At 59.8% G+C, this 17,654-nt stretch carries 14 protein-coding genes; 7 read left to right on the forward strand and 7 right to left on the reverse strand.

Going from position 1 to position 17,654, the window contains the following annotated elements; translation table 11 throughout:
* Positions 1–18: 18 nt before the first annotated feature.
* The 4 genes from fabI to ACSQ8V_RS29850 are packed head-to-tail and all read right to left on the reverse strand — an operon-like array spanning position 19 to position 5,188.
* Positions 19–780 (reverse strand): enoyl-ACP reductase FabI, encoded by a 762-nt coding sequence (gene fabI / locus ACSQ8V_RS29835; protein ID WP_213764987.1) that lies wholly within the window; start codon positions 778–780, stop codon positions 19–21.
* Between the two features lie 8 nt (positions 781–788).
* Entirely contained in the window at positions 789–1,982 is a 1,194-nt protein-coding gene (locus ACSQ8V_RS29840; RefSeq protein WP_436208173.1) for an acetate/propionate family kinase, read from the reverse strand.
* Entirely contained in the window at positions 1,979–3,385 is a 1,407-nt protein-coding gene (locus tag ACSQ8V_RS29845) for a bifunctional enoyl-CoA hydratase/phosphate acetyltransferase (RefSeq protein ID WP_213764898.1), read from the reverse strand. Before ACSQ8V_RS29845 ends, ACSQ8V_RS29840 begins: the two co-directional genes overlap by 4 nt.
* Positions 3,386–3,394: 9 nt before the next feature.
* Entirely contained in the window at positions 3,395–5,188 is a 1,794-nt protein-coding gene (locus ACSQ8V_RS29850; RefSeq protein WP_436208174.1) for a PHA/PHB synthase family protein, read from the reverse strand.
* A 475-nt stretch (positions 5,189–5,663) separates the two neighbouring features.
* Here ACSQ8V_RS29850 and ACSQ8V_RS29855 point away from each other — a divergent pair, with 475 nt between their 5' ends.
* The 3 genes from ACSQ8V_RS29855 to nifJ are packed head-to-tail and all read left to right on the forward strand — an operon-like array spanning position 5,664 to position 12,257.
* Complete coding sequence (locus tag ACSQ8V_RS29855) at positions 5,664–6,983, forward strand: MFS transporter (protein WP_436208175.1); 1,320 nt, start codon at positions 5,664–5,666, stop codon at positions 6,981–6,983.
* Between the two features lies 1 nt (position 6,984).
* On the forward strand, positions 6,985–8,655 hold the full coding sequence (locus ACSQ8V_RS29860; protein ID WP_436208176.1) for an NAD(P)-binding protein: 1,671 nt from the start codon (positions 6,985–6,987) through the stop codon (positions 8,653–8,655).
* 11 nt (positions 8,656–8,666) lie between these two features.
* Positions 8,667–12,257 carry a pyruvate:ferredoxin (flavodoxin) oxidoreductase gene (gene nifJ / locus ACSQ8V_RS29865; RefSeq protein ID WP_436208177.1) on the forward strand — a complete coding sequence of 1,197 codons (3,591 nt, stop codon included), beginning with the start codon at positions 8,667–8,669 and terminating at the stop codon, positions 12,255–12,257.
* A gap of 75 nt (positions 12,258–12,332) precedes the next feature.
* Here nifJ and atpC read toward each other — a convergent pair whose 3' ends face one another.
* Both atpC and atpG read right to left on the reverse strand, forming a co-directional pair.
* Positions 12,333–12,767 (reverse strand): ATP synthase F1 subunit epsilon, encoded by a 435-nt coding sequence (gene atpC / locus ACSQ8V_RS29870; protein ID WP_436185371.1) that lies wholly within the window; start codon positions 12,765–12,767, stop codon positions 12,333–12,335.
* A gap of 12 nt (positions 12,768–12,779) precedes the next feature.
* Entirely contained in the window at positions 12,780–13,649 is an 870-nt protein-coding gene (gene atpG, locus ACSQ8V_RS29875) for an ATP synthase F1 subunit gamma (RefSeq protein ID WP_436209214.1), read from the reverse strand.
* Positions 13,650–14,092: 443 nt separating this feature from the next.
* On the opposite strand from atpG, the gene ACSQ8V_RS29880 reads away from it, so the two are divergent.
* Both ACSQ8V_RS29880 and ACSQ8V_RS29885 read left to right on the forward strand, forming a co-directional pair.
* Positions 14,093–14,386 (forward strand): hypothetical protein, encoded by a 294-nt coding sequence (locus ACSQ8V_RS29880; protein ID WP_436208178.1) that lies wholly within the window; start codon positions 14,093–14,095, stop codon positions 14,384–14,386.
* A 325-nt stretch (positions 14,387–14,711) separates the two neighbouring features.
* On the forward strand, positions 14,712–14,909 hold the full coding sequence (locus ACSQ8V_RS29885; protein ID WP_436208179.1) for a DUF3562 domain-containing protein: 198 nt from the start codon (positions 14,712–14,714) through the stop codon (positions 14,907–14,909).
* A gap of 39 nt (positions 14,910–14,948) precedes the next feature.
* On the opposite strand, the gene ACSQ8V_RS29890 is transcribed toward ACSQ8V_RS29885, so the two are convergent.
* Positions 14,949–15,074, reverse strand: coding sequence for a PEP-utilizing enzyme (locus tag ACSQ8V_RS29890; protein ID WP_436208180.1), 126 nt, complete (start codon positions 15,072–15,074; stop codon positions 14,949–14,951).
* Positions 15,075–15,966: 892 nt separating this feature from the next.
* On the opposite strand from ACSQ8V_RS29890, the gene ACSQ8V_RS29895 reads away from it, so the two are divergent.
* Together ACSQ8V_RS29895 and ACSQ8V_RS29900 are read left to right on the forward strand one after the other, a co-directional pair.
* Positions 15,967–16,182 (forward strand): hypothetical protein, encoded by a 216-nt coding sequence (locus ACSQ8V_RS29895; RefSeq protein ID WP_213764889.1) that lies wholly within the window; start codon positions 15,967–15,969, stop codon positions 16,180–16,182.
* 70 nt (positions 16,183–16,252) lie between these two features.
* A complete protein-coding gene (locus ACSQ8V_RS29900; protein WP_436208181.1) occupies positions 16,253–17,635 on the forward strand; it encodes an NAD-dependent succinate-semialdehyde dehydrogenase in 1,383 nt (460 codons plus the stop codon).
* Positions 17,636–17,654: the final 19 nt, after the last annotated feature.

The following is a 17,654-nucleotide window of genomic DNA, read 5'->3' on the forward strand; positions in this document are numbered from 1 at the left end:
GAAGCGCTTCCATGCCCGTCAGGCCACCACGTGAAAACCGGCGTCGGCGTAGATGGTTGAACCTGTCAGCGTCATGCCGGCGTCGCTGGCGAGCACGGCCGCGATACGCCCGATTTCCTCGATCGTGACAAGATGCTGCGCCGGCGTGCGTGCGCGGACCTCGTCGAGAAGCGCATCGAAGTGGTCAATGCCGGACGCCGCACGTGTCATCACCGCGCCGGCGGAGATGGCGTGAACATGAACCCGGTGAGTCGCGAGATCGGCCGCCAGATAACGCACGCTTGATTCGAGCGCAGCCTTGACCGGACCCATCAGGTTGTAATGGTCGACCGCCCGTTCGGCGCCGTAGAAACTCACCGTCATCAGGCTGCCGCCGTCAGTCATCAGCGGCAACGCCAGCTTCGCCGTGCGGATGAATGAATGGCAGGACACGTCCATCGCAAGCGCGAAGCCCTCGGCGGAGCAATCGACAAGGCTCGCGTGAAGATCGGCAGCGGGCGCGAAGGCGATCGAGTGAAGCACGAAGTCGAGCTTTCCCCATTCCCGCTTGATCCGCGCGAAGACGGCTTCGAGCTGACCCGGCACGCTGACGTCGCAAGCCATGATGAGGGCTGCCGGCAGGGTCTCGGCGACAGCGCGCACATACGGTTCGGCTTTTTCGTTAAGGTAGGTAATCGCGAGTTCGGCACCGGCCGCGCGGAACATGTGAGCACATCCTGCGGCGATGCTATGTTCATTAGCAATGCCAATGACCAGACCACGTTTTCCGGATAGATCGATGAGCGCATTCATGCAGTGACTCCTTGGCCATGAAGAATGGAAACAGCTTCGTCCGCGATGATCTGCTCTTCATCGGTCGCGAGCACTAACACGGTGACGCGACTGCTGGCGGCGCTGATAATGGTCGCATTGGCGGCGTTCGCCTGGTCGTCCAGTTCAACGCCGATCCACGCGAGACGCGCGCATACCGCTGCACGGACCTGAGGCTGGTGTTCGCCGATCCCGGCGGTGAACAGGAGGCAGTCCAGGCCACCGAGCGTGGTCGCGAGCCGAGCTGCTTCTCCCGCGATTCGAAATGCGAAGAGATCGAGCGCTTCGCGCGCTTCCGGCCGTGTGCTGGCCGCGAGTTCGCGACTGTCCGCGCTGATCCCCGAAACGCCGAGCAAGCCGGATTGTTCGTACAGGATCTTTTCAATCGCTGCAGCGCTCAAGCCTTCCTGCTGCATGAAATGAAGGACGACGCCCGCATCGAGCGCGCCGCAGCGCGTGGCCATCGGAATGCCGTCAAGAGTCGAGAAGCCCATGCTGGTGTCGCGGCTCGCGCCTGCGTTCATCGCGCACAGGCTTGCGCCGCTGCCAAGGTGTGCCGCGATCAACTTACTATTGGTGAGTTGAGGAAACTGATGCGCAAAAGCGCGGGCAATAAAGCTATACGAGAGACCGTGAAAGCCGTAGCGTTTGACGCCATTATCGAAGAAACGGCGTGGCAGCGCGAAGCGGCGCACAAGGTCCGTTTGCGTGCGATGAAAGGCGGTGTCGAATGAGGCCGACTGCACAAGGTGAGGCCGCAGGTGTCGAATAGCACGAATCAGCCGGACACTTTGCGGCTGATGCAACGGGGCGAGGGGCGTGAGCTGGACGATCGCGGCAAGCGCTTCATCGGTGATGGCGACCGGTCCGGAAAAGGTGTCGCCGCCATGCACGACCCGATGCCCGACCGAGACCAGATCCGTCAGCGAAAAATGCGTCGCAAACCAATTGAGCGTTTCGTCCAGCACCTCGTGCAGGTTCTCTGTGACAACGGCCTTCAGAGGGATATCGTGAACGGCGCCCTCATTCACCAGATGCAGCGAGAGCGGCACGCGCCGGAAATCGATCATGCCCTGGCCAATCCTCGTCGCGCCACTGGACGAGACGCTGAACAGGCCGATCTTGATCGTCGATGAGCCGGGATTGAAGGTAAGCAATAGCGGCGCGCTCATGATGGCAACGCCTTGCTGAGCAGCGTGCGTTGCGCGACTATCCTGGCCAGCGCCACCGACGCGAGCCGCACCCGCAGGCTGTCGGCGCGGCTGGTCAGGATGATCGGCAGGCGTGCGCCGAGTACCAGCCCGGCGGCATCGGCGCCGCTGAAGTACATCAATTGCTTGGCCAGCATGTTGCCCGCTTCCAGGTCGGGCACGAGCAGGATGTCCGCCTGCCCCGCGACCGGCGAGACGATCCCTTTCGTCTTGGCCGCCGCCATGCTGATGGCGTTGTCGAAGGCGAGCGGGCCGTCGACAATCGCACCACGAATCTGGCCGCGCGCAGCCATCACGGTGAGCGCGGCTGCGTCGAGCGTGGTCTGCATGTGCGGGTTGACGAGTTCCACCGCGGCGAGCACGGCTACCCGGGGTTGCGCGATGCCGAGCAGATGCAGCAGGTCGATCGTGTTCTGGCAGATATCGCGTTTCTGTTCGAGCGAGGGCGCGATGTTGACGGCGGCGTCAGTGATGAACAAGGGCTTGGGATAGGCGGGCACGTCCATCGCATAGACATGGCTGATACGCCGTTCGGTCCGCAGGCCGGACGCCGAGCCGACGATCGCCGCGAGCAACTCGTCCGTTTCCAGGCTGCCCTTCATGAGGGCGGCGACCTTGCCTGCCGCACCCATTTCGACGGCGCGCGCGGCGGCCGCATGGCTGTGTTCGACCGCTTCGATCGTCACCCCGGCGAGGCTGACCTCCGCCAATTCGGCGGCGGCACGAATCTTCGCTTCCGGGCCGATCAGCACGGGATCGATCATCCCTTCGTTGCGGGCCTCGATCGCCGCCTTGATCGCCTCCGCGGAGCACGGGTGCACGATCGCCGTGCGCAAGGATGGCATGCTCTGGGCTTCGCGGATAAAAGCGTCATAACGACCGTGGCTTCGCACCGAAACATCCGGACGGGCAAGCCGCGGCCATACGATAGTCTCGGCCGGCGCAATCACCGTCGCCAGGCCGATCAGGACCACCTCGCCCCGCTGGTTGGTGCAACGCGTATCGAGCAGCACAATCCGTTTGTCCGCGCGTTTTTCCTTGACGATCACCGTTGCTGTCACCACGTCGCCCGGTACGACCGGATGACGGAACTGCAGGTCCTGGTCGAGATAGATCGTGCCCGGTCCGGGCAGTCTCGTACCCAGCAACGCAGAGATGAGCCCGGCCGTCCACATGCCCTGCACGACAACATGACCGAACATGTCATGCGCGGCGAAAGCCGCATCGACGTGGGCGGGATTGACGTCGCCCGACATGGCGGCAAACAACTGGATATCGTCGAGCCCGGCGGTGCGTACGAGCGATGCCGACTCACCGATCGCGAGTTCATCGAAGGTACGGTTGTGAAGGAGGTTGTCGTCCATGGGTCGCTCTCAGTCCTGAAGTACGTAGGTGCCGGGTGCATCGACAAGGGTCACGCGCTCTTCAGCAGCGAGCCCCATGTGCGGTGGTGCGACAAGATCCTTTGCTGAACGGCTGGCGAGCCAGGCGGTCCATTCGGTCCACCATGAACCGTCGCGCGGTTCGGCGGCGGCGATCCATTCGTCCGGGCCGACGCGAAGATCCCCTCCCGCTGCGTATTCGATCCTGAACTGCCGGTTCGCGTGCCCCGGTTCGCTGACGATGCCGGCATTGTGGCCGCCGCTCGTCAGCACGAACGTGATCTCCGTGCTGGACAGGTAGTGGATCTTGTAGACCGAACGCCACGGCGCGATATGGTCGCGGTCAGTGCCGACCACGAACATCGGCGCACGGATGTTGCGCAGCGAGATGGGCCGTCCATCGACTTGATACCGGCTCGACGCGAGGTCGTTGTCGAGAAACAACTTGCGCAGATACTCCGAGTGCATCCGATAGGGCATGCGGGTCGAATCGGCGTCCCAGGCCATCAGGTCGAACATGGGCGTGCGATCGCCCAGCATGTAGTCGTGAATGACATGGGACCAGATCAGGTCGTTCGACTCCAGCATCTGGAATGCGCCTGACATCTGGCTGGCGTCGAGATAACCCTTCGACCACATCATGCTTTCGATGAAGTAGACCTCGCTGTCGTCGATGAACAATTGCAGCTCGCCGGGTTCCGTGAAATCCGTTTGTGCGGCAAGGAGCGATACGGAGGCGAGCCGCTCGTCGCCGACGCCCGCCATTGCCGCTGCGGCTATCGACAACAATGTGCCGCCGAGGCAATAGCCCGTCGCATGGATCCGTTGGTCCGGCACGATTTCGCCGATGGTATCGAGCGCGGCCATGACGCCGAGCGTCCGGTAATCATCGAGACTCAGGTCCCGGTCTTCTGCGCCGACGTTGCGCCACGAAATGCAGAACACCGTGTAGCCCTGGCCGACCAGGAAGCGGATCAGCGAGTTGTGTGGCGAGAGATCTAGTATGTAGTACTTCATGATCCAGGCTGGCACGATCAGGATCGGCTCGGCGACGACCTTTTCGGTCGTGGGACTGTACTGAATAAGCTCAATCAGATGATTGCGAAAGACCACCTTGCCGGGCGTCACCGCGAGAGCAACGCCGACCTTGAACTGATCGACGCCGGCGAGGGGCTGGCCGTTCGCCTGGCGTCGCGCGTCTTCGAGCAAGTTGCACGCGCCCTGCAGAAGATTGGCGCCCAGCGTGGCCTGGGTTCGCTGTATGACCTCGGGGTTGGTGAACGGCGAATTCGTCGGCGAGGACATATCGAGCAACTGGCGCGCGCCAAAACTCACGACGTTTTCGTGATGTTTCGTCGCGCCCGGTACGTCACGGGTTGCGGCTTGCCACCATTGTTCGGTCAGCAGGAACATCTGCTGCAAAAGTCGATAAGGCTCGGTCTGCCAGACCTCCGCGCGAAAACGGTGATCTCCGGGTGCTGGCTGCGCAAGTGGCACGGCCGCGTTACCCGTCAGGCTGCGCAGCATGTAGTCACCGATCTGGCCTGCATTCGCGGCGGCTAGCGACGCCAGCTCCGCCCGTTTTCCCGGCGCCGACGCGAGATGGATGAACCAGTCAGCAAAAGCCAGCGATTGCGCTGCAGGGGACAGACCGCCTGTGAAACGAGCGATCGTTGCCTCCTTCGTGTGATCGAGCGCGCGAAAGGCGTTGGTGGCAGCAGGGGAAACCGGTTGCTGCGGGAGTGCGGGGTTACCGGTGGAAACAATCCTGGAGCGAGTGTCCATGAAGATCCTTCAGGTCAGTCTTGCTTACCTTGCAGCGACGTGTACGAACCCATGCGAGAGTCTTCTTCAAAACGTGAATGACTAGGCGCAGAGGGTGATGTTTTCCGTGAGACCCGATGAGGCCCGATGAAGCCCGGTGAGACCTTTAAGGACAAGGCCCACCCATCGCGGCCGTTGTGACTTGCGTCGGGAACAGCGATTCAAAGCGACTGTAGCGGTATCTTTTTCGGCGCGGTTGATCTGCGTCAAGTCGAAGGTGTCGAGGTTTTCGTCAGGCCCATGCTGCGTTTAGATGTCAGCGAGATGTCAGTGGGATCAAGATGCTTTCGCTCGACTAACGTTGTAGAACGACTGGAAATAGAAGATCTGGGAATTGCACCATGACCGCCCGCGGCGGTGGCGATATCTTTGATCTACATCACTCCTGGAAACCGCTAAAGGCACAGTATCTGGACACACCGTCTTGGAGTGCGTCGTGCCATCCAACTCTCCCGCATCATCTCGTACCGACTGTTTTCACCCCGCGTTCATTGTCGCCTGGGTGTTCTGCCTGATCTTCTATTTCGGGCAGTACGCATTGCGCTCGGCTCCGGGCGTCATGGTTCCAGAGTTGACCCATGCCTTCGCGCTTTCCGCGCTCGGCGTAAGTTCGCTCGTCGGGCTCTACTACTACACGTATTCATTATTCTCTCTCGTTGCCGGCGCCTCGCTGGATCGGTACGGTGCGAAATACGTCATCCCGCTAGGCGTCGCCATGCTCGCGGGCGGGGCCGCGCTGTTCGGAGCCGGATGGGTCGCTTCTGCGGAGTTCGGCCGCTTGCTCCAGGGCGCCGGTGGTGCATTCGCCTTCACCGGCGCGGTGTACCTCGCCACCCACGGCTTTCCGCCACGCTATCTGGCTACAGCCGTCGGCTTCACCCAATGCTTCGGCATGTTGGGCGGATCGGCGGGTCAGTTCGTCGTCGCGCCGTTGATTCATGGTGGAATTGTCTGGCAGCAGTTCTGGCTGTATGCGGGCTTAGCAGGCGTGATTGTCGCGGCCCTCATCCTGATCCTGACCCCTGCGGATCACGATGCCCGGACAGCGGAACAGTCGTCAATCTGGTCGATGTTCACACCGTACAAGACCGTACTGACAAATCCGCAATCGTATCTGTGCGGGTTCGCCGCAGGCTTGCTGTTCCTGCCCACGACTATCGGCGACATGATCTGGGGTGTCGCCTTTTTGCGCGACGGCTGGCATATCGACTATGCGCAAGCTGTCAATCGCGCGTCAATGGTGCCGCTTGGCTGGGTAATCGGCTGTCCCGTGCTCGGGTACATTGCCGACCGGATCGGCCGCCGCAAGCCCATGTTGATCGCTGGCGCTCTCGTGATGCTGGCAGCCGCACTCTCCATACTCTACCTGCCGCAGAACACCCTGCCGCCCTACCTGGCTGGCTTCATTCTTGGATTTGGGTCTGGCGCCGCGATGATTCCCTACACCATCATCAAGGAAGTCAATCCGGATCATGTGAAAGGCAGTGCGACGGGGGCCATCAACTTTCTCGTGTTCACGTTCAGCGCGGTGATGGCGCCGCTATACGGCTGGCTTTTGACAAGAATTTCAGGTGGCGCGGAACTGTCGCTGCCGGTCTTTCAAAAGGCGGGAACCGTGGGCATCGCCGCCATCGTGCTTGCAATCGTCTTGTCGTTGTTCTTGAAAGAGACAGGCAGCGCAGTGAAGACCCGGTCTGGCACGACCGGCGAATCTACGCCGCCGGTGCCAAATCCGTCTGCGATCACGGAGCATTGAAATGACCTATCCTAAGCACACCGACATGACGCCAAGGGTCGAGTTGACAAGCGTCACGGGCGCGGGGCCCAAGCGTTCCAAACGCCCCGTCTACGTGGACTTGTTGCCGCCGTGCAATGCCGCGTGTCCTGCAGGCGAAGACATTCAGGCATGGATGGCTCATGCGCAGGCGGGCAACTTCCGGGCGGCCTGGGAAACCTTGGTGCGCGACAATCCGATGCCCGCCATACACGGGCGCGTCTGCTACCACCCCTGCGAGTCGCATTGCAACCGCGCGGAGTTGGACAGTACGGTCGGCATTCATGCTGTCGAGCGCTTTCTGGGCGACAAGGCGATCGAAGGCGGCTGGACCTTGCCGGTCGACATGCCGCCTTCCGGCAAGCGCGTATTGATCGTCGGCGCCGGCCCGAGCGGCCTGTCGGCCGCTTATCACCTGGCACGACGCGGCCATGCCGTCGAGATCCATGACGCCGGTCCGCTTCCCGGCGGGATGCTCCACTTCGGGATCCCCGCGTATCGCCTGCCGCGCGACATCCTGATGCGTGAAATCGCGGGTATTGAAGCGCTTGGCGTAAAGCTCGTGCTGAACCACAAGGTCGAGGATCTGCTCGCGGAGAAACAGGCAGGCAACTTCGACGCCGTCTTCGTGGCGATCGGCGCCCACCTTTCCCGGCACGTTGACATTCCCGCGCGCGATGCAGCCAGGGTATTCGACGCTGTGTCATTGCTAAGTGACGTCGAGCAGGGAACCACGCCGTTGCTCGGCCGACGCGTGATCATCTATGGCGGCGGCAATACGGCGATGGACGCGGCGCGCACCGCCAAGCGACTAGGCGCGAACGACGCATTGATCGTCTACCGGCGCGATCGCGAGCATATGAGCGCCCATGGATTCGAAGCGGACGAAGCGCTCGCCGAAGGCATCAAGATCAAATGGCTGACTACGATCACGGCGATCGACGCAAGCGCCCTGACGGTCGAAAGGATGCGCATTGACGAACACGGGCATCCACAGCCGACAGGACAATTCGAAACGCTTCATGCCGACGCCGTCGTCCTGGCGCTCGGGCAGGACGCGGACAGCCAATTTCTCAGGCAGATACCCGGCATCGAGTTTCAAGCCGACGGCACGATGATCGTCGGTCCCAACATGATGACGGGCGAAGCGGGCATCTTCGGGGGCGGCGACCTCGTACCGGGCGAGCGCAGCGTGACCGTTGCGACGGGCCATGGCAAAAAGGCGGCCGCGCATATCGACGCCTGGCTCAACGGCCTCGTGCGCGAATCCGTACCGAAGCATCCCATAGCCGATTTCGCCCTGCTCAACCTGTTGATCTACAGCGACGCCGAACCATCGCGGCAAAACGAGCGCAGCGCCGCGGATCGGATCCAGTCGTTCGATGAGGTGGTCAGCGGTCTCAGCGAACGCGAAGCGGTACACGAGGCCAAGCGCTGCCTTTCATGCGGCAACTGTTTCGAATGCGACAACTGTCTCGCCGCGTGTCCTGAAGACGCGATCGTCAAGCTCGGGCCGAACCAAGGGTACCGCGTCGACTTCGAGCGCTGCACCGGCTGTGCGGTCTGCTTCGATCAGTGCCCTAGTCACGCGATCGACATGTTTGCAGAACCATCGGGCGCGGTCTTGCCTGACATGGCTGAAGTTCCACGTTAGAGGAAACGATAATGGGCAACAGAACCACGATGGATGGCAACACGGCAGCCGCCCACGTCGCCTACCGCGTCAACGAGATCTGCGCGATATTTCCGATCACGCCCTCTTCGACCATGGCGGAACTCGCCGACGAATGGGCCGCCAAAGGTGTCAAGAACATCTGGGGCAACGTTCCGGTCGTGCAGGAAATGCAAAGCGAAGGTGGTGCAGCCGGCGCGGTCCATGGCGCGCTGCAATCCGGCGCGTTGACGACCACGTTTACCGCGTCGCAGGGTCTCATGCTGATGCTGCCGAACATGCTGAAAATCGCGGGTGAATTGACGGCGACCGTGTTCCATGTCGCTGCGCGTTCGCTGGCAACCTCCGCACTATCGATCTTCGGTGACCACTCTGACGTGATGACCGTGCGTACCACCGGCTTCGCCTTGCTATCGTCCGCGTCGGTGCAGGAAGCGCATGACTTCGCCTTGATATCCCAGGCGGCAACGCTTGAGTCGCGGGTGCCCTTCCTGCATTTCTTCGACGGCTTTCGCACCTCGCACGAACTGAACACACTCGAGCTTCTGCCTGACGAACACATCCGCGCGATGATCGACGACCGCCTGGTCCGCGAGCATCGTGAACGCGCGCTCAGTCCCGAGCACCCTTTCATTCGCGGCACGGCCCACAATCCGGACACCTACTTTCAGGCGCGCGAGGCATCCAATCCTTTCTACGAGAAAGTACCCGCCGTTGTCGACGCTGTCATGGCTCGCTTTGCCGCATTGACCGGACGCCAGTACCGCCTGTTCGAATACGAAGGCGCGCAAGACGCCACACGCGTGGTCATCGCCATGGGGTCAGGTGCGGAAACGGTTCGTGAGACAGTCAAGGCGCTTTGCGCGAAGGGCGAGAAAGTCGGCGCGCTCCAGGTACGTCTGTACCGGCCGTTTTCCGCCGCGCACTTTCTCGCGCAACTGCCCGCGACGGTGCGCTCCATTGGCGTAATCGAACAGACAAAGGAATCGGGCGCTCCGGGCGAACCGCTCTATCTCGATGTCGTCAGTACGCTTGCTCAAGCATTCACGAGCAGCGAGCGCAGCGCGATGCCGCGCGTGATCGGTGGGCGCTATGGCATTTCATCGAAAAATTTCTCGCCGGCAATGGCACGCGCAGTCTTCGATGAACTGAGCAAGCCGAATCCGAAAAACAGCTTCACGGTCGGTATCGATGACGACCTGTCTCACACCAGCCTCACTTACGATCCGGCCTTCTCCATCGAACCGCCGAGCGTCAAGACCGCGGTCTTCTACGGACTGGGCGCCGACGGCACGGTCGGCGCCAACAAGAACACCGTGAAGATCATCGCCGAGGACGCGGGGCTCTATGCACAGGGCTATTTCGTCTACGATTCGCACAAGTCAGGCGCTCAAACGGCATCACATCTTCGCTTTGGGAACGAGCCGATCCGGGCGCCGTATCTCATTGCATCGGCGTCGTTTGTCGCCTGCCACCAGTTCGGCTTTCTGGAGCGACAGGACATGTTGCGACTGGCCGCGCCAGGCGCCGTGTTTCTGCTCAACAGCCCGTTCGGGCCCGAGCAAGTGTGGGACCAGTTGCCCCACTCGGTACAGCAAACGCTCATCGACAAACAGCTGCGTTTTTTTGTCATCGATGCGACCAGCGTGGCGCGCGACGCGGGCCTTGGGAACCTCACCAACACGATCCTGCAGACCTGTTTCTTTGCGATTTCAGGCGTGCTTCCGCGAGACGAGGCCCTGCGCCACATCAAAGAATCAATCACCAAGACCTACAGCCGCAAGGGCGAGGAGACTGTCGAAAAGAACAATGCGGCGGTCGACGCCGCCCTAAGCCATCTTCATGAGGTACCCCTGCCCGCCCGCGCCACCAATGCGCACGACCTTGCAGCGCAGGTGCCGGCAACCGCCCCTGAATTCGTTCGGCGTGTGACCGCAAAGATGTTCGCGGGCATGGGCGACATGATCCCCGTCAGCGCGATGCCTGCCGATGGCACGTTTCCATCGGGGACGGCCGCATTCGAGAAACGCAACGTCTCCGATATCGTCGCAAGCTGGGATGCGCAATCGTGCATTCAGTGCGGGCAATGCGCATTCGTGTGCCCTCACAGCGTGATCCGCTCGCGCTACTACAACGAGGACCAGCTCAACGGCGCGCCGTCGTCATTCAAGTCGGCGCCCGTCAATGCGCGAGGTTACCCCGAAGAACGTTTCACCCTTGAGGTGTATGCGGAAGACTGTACCGGTTGCGGCCTATGCGTCGAAGCGTGCCCGGTTCAAAGTTCCACGCAAGCCGATGTCAAGGCGATCAACCTCACCGCGAAAGCACCCTTGCTCGCCGAGTCTCTCGCGAACATTGCGTTCTTCGAGACCCTTGCGGTCAACGATCGCTCACGCGTCGACTTCAAGAACGTGCGCGGCGTCCAGTTTTTGCAGCCGCTATTCGAATTCCCCGGTGCGTGCGCCGGATGCGGTGAAACGCCGTATCTCAAGCTGCTGTCGCAGTTGTTCGGCGACCGGGCGCAGATCGCCAATGCGACCGGATGCTCATCGATTTACGGCGGCAATCTGCCCGTGACACCCTGGACGCTGAACCACGAAGGCCGGGGCCCGGCGTGGTCGAACTCGCTGTTCGAAGACAACGCCGAGTTCGGCCTTGGCTTTCGCCTCGCCGCCGACAAACACCTCGACATGGCACTCACGCTGCTGCGCTCTCTCGCGCCGCAAGTAGGTCAGGCGCTCGCACAAGCGATTATCGATGCGCCGCAGACGGAGGAATCAGATATCCGCGCCCAGCGCCAGCGCGTCGCTGAATTGAGGTCGAAGTTGCTCGCGCTGAAAACCGACTCCGCGCGCGATCTGCTGTCGCTGATCGATCACCTGGTTCGCCGTAGTATCTGGATCGTCGGGGGTGACGGCTGGGCCTACGATATCGACTACGGCGGTCTCGATCACGTGCTCGCGACGGGACGCAATGTGAATGTGCTCGTGCTCGACACAGAGGTCTATTCGAATACAGGTGGTCAGGCATCCAAAGCAACACCGCTCGGCGCGGTCGCCAAGTTCGCTGCCGCAGGCAAGCGCGTGGCACGCAAGGATCTGGCGCTGCAAGCGATCGCCTACGGCAATATCTACGTCGCGCAGGTCGCCATGGGTGCGAATCCTCAGCAAACGCTGCTCGCCTTTCGCGAGGCGGAAGCCTACGATGGCCCGTCCATGATTCTCGCTTACAGCCATTGCATCGCGCATGGCATTGACATGCGCCATGGTATGAAACAGCAGGAGCTTGCCGTCGCGAGCGGCTTCTGGCCTCTGTTGCGCTTTAACCCCGCGCTACGTGCCGTTGGGCAAAATCCTTTCTGCCTTGATTCACCCCGTCCGGCTATTCCGCTGCGGGACTATGCTTACAACGAAATCCGCTATAGCGGCCTGTCGAAGTCGGACCCGGATGAAGCGCGCGTGCTGCTCGATGCTGCCCAGCGTGACGTGACGGCGAAGTATCGTGAGTACGAGTTGTTGTCCGAACTCGACGGTGCGCGGTTCTATCCAAAGGCTCAGAGCGCTCAGAGCAAACGTATTCCATGAGGGGGGATGTACCCTGTTTCGTGTTGGCGAATAGCGTGGTGCACCTATTCGCCAACAGTGCAGCCGTCACCACACTCAACGAGTATTCTCGTGCAGAGCCAACAGAAAGAACCTCCTCAGTTCGTCCATCAGTTCCGATTTAGCCGCGGCGAAATCGAATTCTCCTCGGCTCTCGTTGGCGAACTGGTCGCGAAGTTCGCTTGCTTTGGCTCTCGCTTCATCTGCCTGTGCAGAATCAAGCTCCGGCGTGCGAATTGCATGGTCAGCCAGCACGATGACCGAGTCCCGCAACACTTCCAGCACGCCTCCTGCGACAAAGACATGCTGATCTTCAGCCGCCCCAGGCTGACGGATCTTTATAACCCCTGGTCGAATGCGCGTCATCAGGGACGCGTGGCCGGGATAAATGCCCAATTCACCTACCTCGCCCGGCAATACAACGAAAGTAGAGTCGCCTGTAAAAAGCAATTCTTCGACACTAAGAATGTCGACCCGCAAGAGATGGTCCATATTTACCTTGGCTTAAACGGCCGATGCGCCATTGACGATGTCACATAGCTCGGTGGTGATCGCCGCCTGGCGGGTCCTGTTATAAACGCGAACCAGGTTCTTGAGCATGCGGTCGGCATTGTCGGTCGCCGCTTGCATCGCCAGCATTCGGGCGCACTGCTCGCAGGCATTATTCTCGGCAACCGCCTGGTAGATGAATGACTCGACGTAGCGCAGCAGCAAGGTGTCGACCACAGGCTTGGGGTCCGGCTCGTAGATATACTCGGGCAAGGGCTCCGGCGGCCCGTCACGATTCGCCAGGAGCTCGTCTAGCGGCAGAACCTTCTCAAGCTTAGGCTCATAAGACAGGGCGCTGGAAAGGTGGTTATACGCAATGTAGACTTCGTCCAGCTGTGCGTTGAGAAATCCGCTGAGCGGCACGGTAATCGTGCCGAAGAACGCATCAAAGTGCAGCTCCGCGGTCAATACGCCGGTACGCGCTACAACGTTGGCGCCATGACGATGCAATGGGCCGATACCCCGGGAACCGATCACGCTCACTTCGACCTTCACTCCCGCTTTTTGCCACTCGTCCAACGCCTCCGAGCACTTGAGCAGCAAGCGATTATTTAGCGGCCCGCATAAACCCCGGTCGGTACTGACAACAATCAGGCCGACCCGGGCAACCGGCATGCGTCGGGTGAGGAAAGCCGACATGTAGTCCGGTTTGTCTTCGTGAAGACGTATTGCTATGGCGCGAATACGCTCCGCGTACGGCCGGAACACGCGCGCGCGTCGCTGTGCTTTAGCCATTTTCGTACGCGCCATCATTTCCATCGCGCGGGTAATCTTGCGCGTGTTGGTAACGCTCTTGATCTTTGATCGAATTTCTCGAATTTGCATAAGCCCGTCCTTTTGCGATGTCGTGATTTGCATTCGACTCGCGAGCGCCAGGCTTAACCAAGCACCGGTCACGAATTCGAGCTGCTGGTTCGCCGGTAGGTAACATGCTCCTCGCTATCTTGCCGGCCGGTAATATCCAGAACAGCGGTAAGGCAATCGTCGGGGAAGCAAGGAGTGAAGCTGAGTGGCCGTGTTCCGCCCGTGTTTCGCGTTACTCCCACCGAAAGAGTGCTGACAGCATAGGCCGGCCAGTCTTGCGCACTATTTGATCCATATCAAACAGACATGGATGGCAACTACTGGACTAATGTTTTCCCCATTACGATGCATTCATACATCGTGCTAAGCGATGCGTTAAGTACGCTTTAAACCAAGCGCCTTAATGAGGTTTGGTCAGCAGGGTCCCCCAACCGAATAACCCAACGGCACCGCCACGATAGAACATGCAAATACAATCCTCTCCGGACCTAAAGACGGGTGCTCACCATCATGCACCGCGTCGGCGGCATGACCGTCCCGTCGATGCCTTCTACATCTGGATCTATTTCGCAGTGGTCTACTGTGCGGTCCAATATTTAACGCACCATTCCGTGGGCTTTGACGATCTGCGTGGACTGGCCCTGGGCGCTGCGGTGGTGTACTTTTCCGCCTATCTCATGGACCTCATTGCGAAAAAGCTGGGGCCGCCTTTCGCGCCGGCTTCGGCCATAACCAAAACTAAAGGCGAGCCAGGGTAAGTCGCGGGGCTAACGCATTCGGTTTGCAACCCGCCGGCCCTTCTCCCTTCCCCCTGCTCCGAACGACGCTATCTCTCTAGTGGCGGAGCAAAATTCCGGGTGAACGCCATTGTTCATTGGCATTCATGCCCGCGCTATTTCTCGAACAGATCTGCCTTGATCTGAGTCAACGGCGGCTCGTACAAAAATGCTAGTTTGAATTGTGCACGCGACACTTCGCGAAGCGCCGATCCAGACGAAGAACTCTTTGCTTTTGCGATCACCTCGTCATTCGTTTTTGGAAAATTCAGCTTTTCCCCTACTGCTTCCGAACGAGGAAATCAAAGTGAATAGACCCAGCGATGAGAGAGTTGTTGAGCAGATAGCCGAAGAAACGCATACATCGGTGCTAGCCGTCTCGAAGATGTATGAGGACACGATGGCCGCCTATCGAGATGGAGCACGCGTCCTTGACTATATGTCGCTTTTGGCAGAAAAAAGGGTTCGCGCAAACCTGAAGTCGCTACCCGCGAAGCGCCTTTGATAGAAGGGATTGTCGGTCGATAAACCCAAGCGCAGATGCTTAAGACGTGGCTGAAGTTCCAGCGCGGTAGCCGACGAGGCAGTCCTTGCCAAGCTGCCGTGCAACAACCGCAGCGTGCGCCGTTCGCGAACCGCGTTGCGTAGCAAGCCACTGGCTAATTCCCACGCGGCTTTATCGCCCAATCACGTTGATCTGAGTAGATTCCGAGTCTTTCGCTTTACCACGTCGAAAGCTATCCTGTAGTGAATTTTCAGGCGTTACCTTTTAGGCGCAATCGCATCTTCGATCAGAACGTTACTGGTGGCGTGGCAGCATCATCCACGAACGTGCCCTGCAAATGCTTAAGCTGCTAACGACTTAGGTGCCAGGCTCGGTGAAGCCCTTATTAAAGGCAAAACTCATGTACAGCCGATCCATATGAACCCGGACAGCAGCGGGCGCGTGTTGCCGAAACCCGGGCTGCTCCCGGTCGAATCGGGCGGTCGAGCCACGCGATACCTAGCCGCGGGCATGGATAGGTGGGCCACAATTTCAACCTGCTTTGTCGTGCTGTGGTCTTTAGTCGAACTTCCATGGGAAATAGATAGCGGAACGAGCGTTGAACAGTCTTCCGCGCTATTGACCTCGAAGCTCCTGTTTGTTGCGCTCGCTGTTCTTTCCTTTAAGGGAATTACCCTGGCGAGATATGCTCTTGCATTTCTGTGTCTGGTTAGCGTAGCCGTGATCGCGGTTGCAGTGTCATCCGAATACGCTCACTCACGTTCCCTTGCTTTTCTCTCGGCTATAGAACTCGCTGGAAAATTAGGCGTTTTTATAGCGGTTGCTTCTCAGCTCTGCGCTAAAACCCGTCGAGCGACTACCGACTCAAGCCTGTGACGGCCCGAAGTCAGCATCGAAGCCCGTCTCTCGTTTCATGGCGCCGATTGACTGTGCACGATGTTCGCGCCGGCTATTCCATTCTCCGTCGCAGTAAGAGCCATCAACTATCGCCCAGTGATAAAAATTGTATTTTCTTAACGTCGTTCCCAATTGGCCGTAGCCAGCAACGGAGTTTTCCATGACAACGCAAACATTTCTCGAGTCATTGCTTTCGCTTCCGCCCGGAGCGGAGGTAAGCGAAGGCGATCTCGCCAGCATGGTGGACCAGGAATTCGCACGTCTTTCTTCGAGCGTGCCGGCTCAAGACACGATGAGAGCGGGCGAAATGGCGCGTCGCCGCAGGAACAGACGGCTAGAGGCACGTTCATCCGCTCCGCCCGATACGGCGGACTGAAATTCAATTTTCCAAGTCGAGCGAAACGTTGTTTCGCTTCGATAGCTATCCTTACCAATGAGAGCCGATCATGTCCTATCAAAGCGTGAACCCGTATGACGGCACGATTCTGAAAACATTCGAAGAGTTTGACGATAAGCGGCTTGAAATAGCAATCGAGCACGCACAAGCTTGCTTTGAAACCTGGCGGCATACCAGTTTCTACGAACGAGCGGCAATTGTCGCAAGAGCCGCGGCACTGATGCGCGCGCGGGTCTATGAGTTTGCCCGGCCGGTAACCCTCGAGATGGGTAAGCTGGTCGCGCAGGCTCGAGGTGAGGTGGAGCTGAGTGCAGATATCCTCGACTACTACGCGAGGAACGCGGAGTCGTTCCTGGCACCCCGGGTCCTGCAACCGCTCACAGGGGAAGCGCAAGTCGAAAGCAGCCCATTAGGCGTGCTCTTCGGCGTACAACCGTGGAATTTTCCGTACTATCAACTCGCACGCTTTGCCGCACCGAATCTGATGGCCGGTAATGTGGTGATGGTAAAGCACGCCGGCTGCGTGCCCCAGTGCGCCATCGCTTTCGAGCAGCTATGGCTTGACGCAGGTGCACCGGCAGGCGCCTATACCAACCTTCTGATTTCCTATGACCAGGTCAATCAGGTAATCGATGATCCGCGGATCAAGGGCGTAGCGTTGACTGGGAGTGTGGACGCCGGAAGAGTGGTGGCCGCCCGGGCTGGGATGAACCTCAAGAAGTCGACAATGGAACTGGGCGGCAGCGACGCATTCATCGTGCTCGAAGATGCGGACCTGGAAAAGACGGTCAAATGGGCTGTGTGGGGCAAGATGAACAACATGGGCCAGTGCTGCGTAGCTGCGAAGCGCTTTATCGTTGTCGAGGAAGTAGCGGGCCACTTTCTGCACAGGTTTCAAACGGCGCTTGAGGCGCTCACGCCGGGCGATCCGATGGATCCCGTGACGACCCTGGGTCCGCTGTCAACCGAATCGGCTCTCGTCAAGCTCCTTGATCAGGTAGAACAAGCGGTTGCTCACGGTGCGAAGCTCGTTATGGGCGGCAAGCGTCTTGATCGTCCAGGCGCGTTCATGCAGCCCACGATTCTCACCCATATCCGGCCAGACAATCCCGCATTCCGCGATGAGTTTTTCGGACCGGTCGCCCTGCTTTTCACCGTAAAAAACGAAGACGAAGCGGTGGCGCTCGCTAACGATTCAGACTTCGGTCTTGGCGGTTCGGTCTTCACAAGGGATATCGCACGGGGCAAGCGCGTGGCGAGCCGCATCGACACCGGAATGGTGTTTGTCAACCAGCCGACCTGGACGACACCGGAGTTGCCGTTCGGTGGCGTCAAGCACTCAGGTTACGGCCGAGAACTGTCCGAGATGGGCATTCAGGAGTTCGTGAACAAGAAACTGGTCAGGGTCGCCGACATCAATGCACCGGTGTAGGCGTCAATATGTGAAGTGA

This window comes from Caballeronia sp. LjRoot31, from assembly GCF_964253885.1.
In the GTDB taxonomy this organism is placed as follows: Bacteria; Pseudomonadota; Gammaproteobacteria; order Burkholderiales; family Burkholderiaceae; genus Caballeronia.

Excerpts from the sequence above, each read along its gene's own strand:
- ACSQ8V_RS29840 (WP_436208173.1), bottom strand. The coding sequence starts at position 1,982 with ATGAGCGCGCCGCTATTGCTTACCTTCAATCCCGGCTCATCGACGATC.
- ACSQ8V_RS29845 (WP_213764898.1), bottom strand. The coding sequence starts at position 3,385 with ATGGACGACAACCTCCTTCACAACCGTACCTTCGATGAACTCGCGATC.
- ACSQ8V_RS29850 (WP_436208174.1), bottom strand. The coding sequence starts at position 5,188 with ATGGACACTCGCTCCAGGATTGTTTCCACCGGTAACCCCGCACTCCCG.
- ACSQ8V_RS29860 (WP_436208176.1), top strand. The coding sequence starts at position 6,985 with ATGACCTATCCTAAGCACACCGACATGACGCCAAGGGTCGAGTTGACA.
- nifJ (WP_436208177.1), top strand. The coding sequence starts at position 8,667 with ATGGGCAACAGAACCACGATGGATGGCAACACGGCAGCCGCCCACGTC.
- atpC (WP_436185371.1), bottom strand. The coding sequence starts at position 12,767 with ATGGACCATCTCTTGCGGGTCGACATTCTTAGTGTCGAAGAATTGCTT.
- atpG (WP_436209214.1), bottom strand. The coding sequence starts at position 13,649 with ATGCAAATTCGAGAAATTCGATCAAAGATCAAGAGCGTTACCAACACG.
- ACSQ8V_RS29880 (WP_436208178.1), top strand. The coding sequence starts at position 14,093 with ATGCAAATACAATCCTCTCCGGACCTAAAGACGGGTGCTCACCATCAT.
- ACSQ8V_RS29895 (WP_213764889.1), top strand. The coding sequence starts at position 15,967 with ATGACAACGCAAACATTTCTCGAGTCATTGCTTTCGCTTCCGCCCGGA.
- ACSQ8V_RS29900 (WP_436208181.1), top strand. The coding sequence starts at position 16,253 with ATGTCCTATCAAAGCGTGAACCCGTATGACGGCACGATTCTGAAAACA.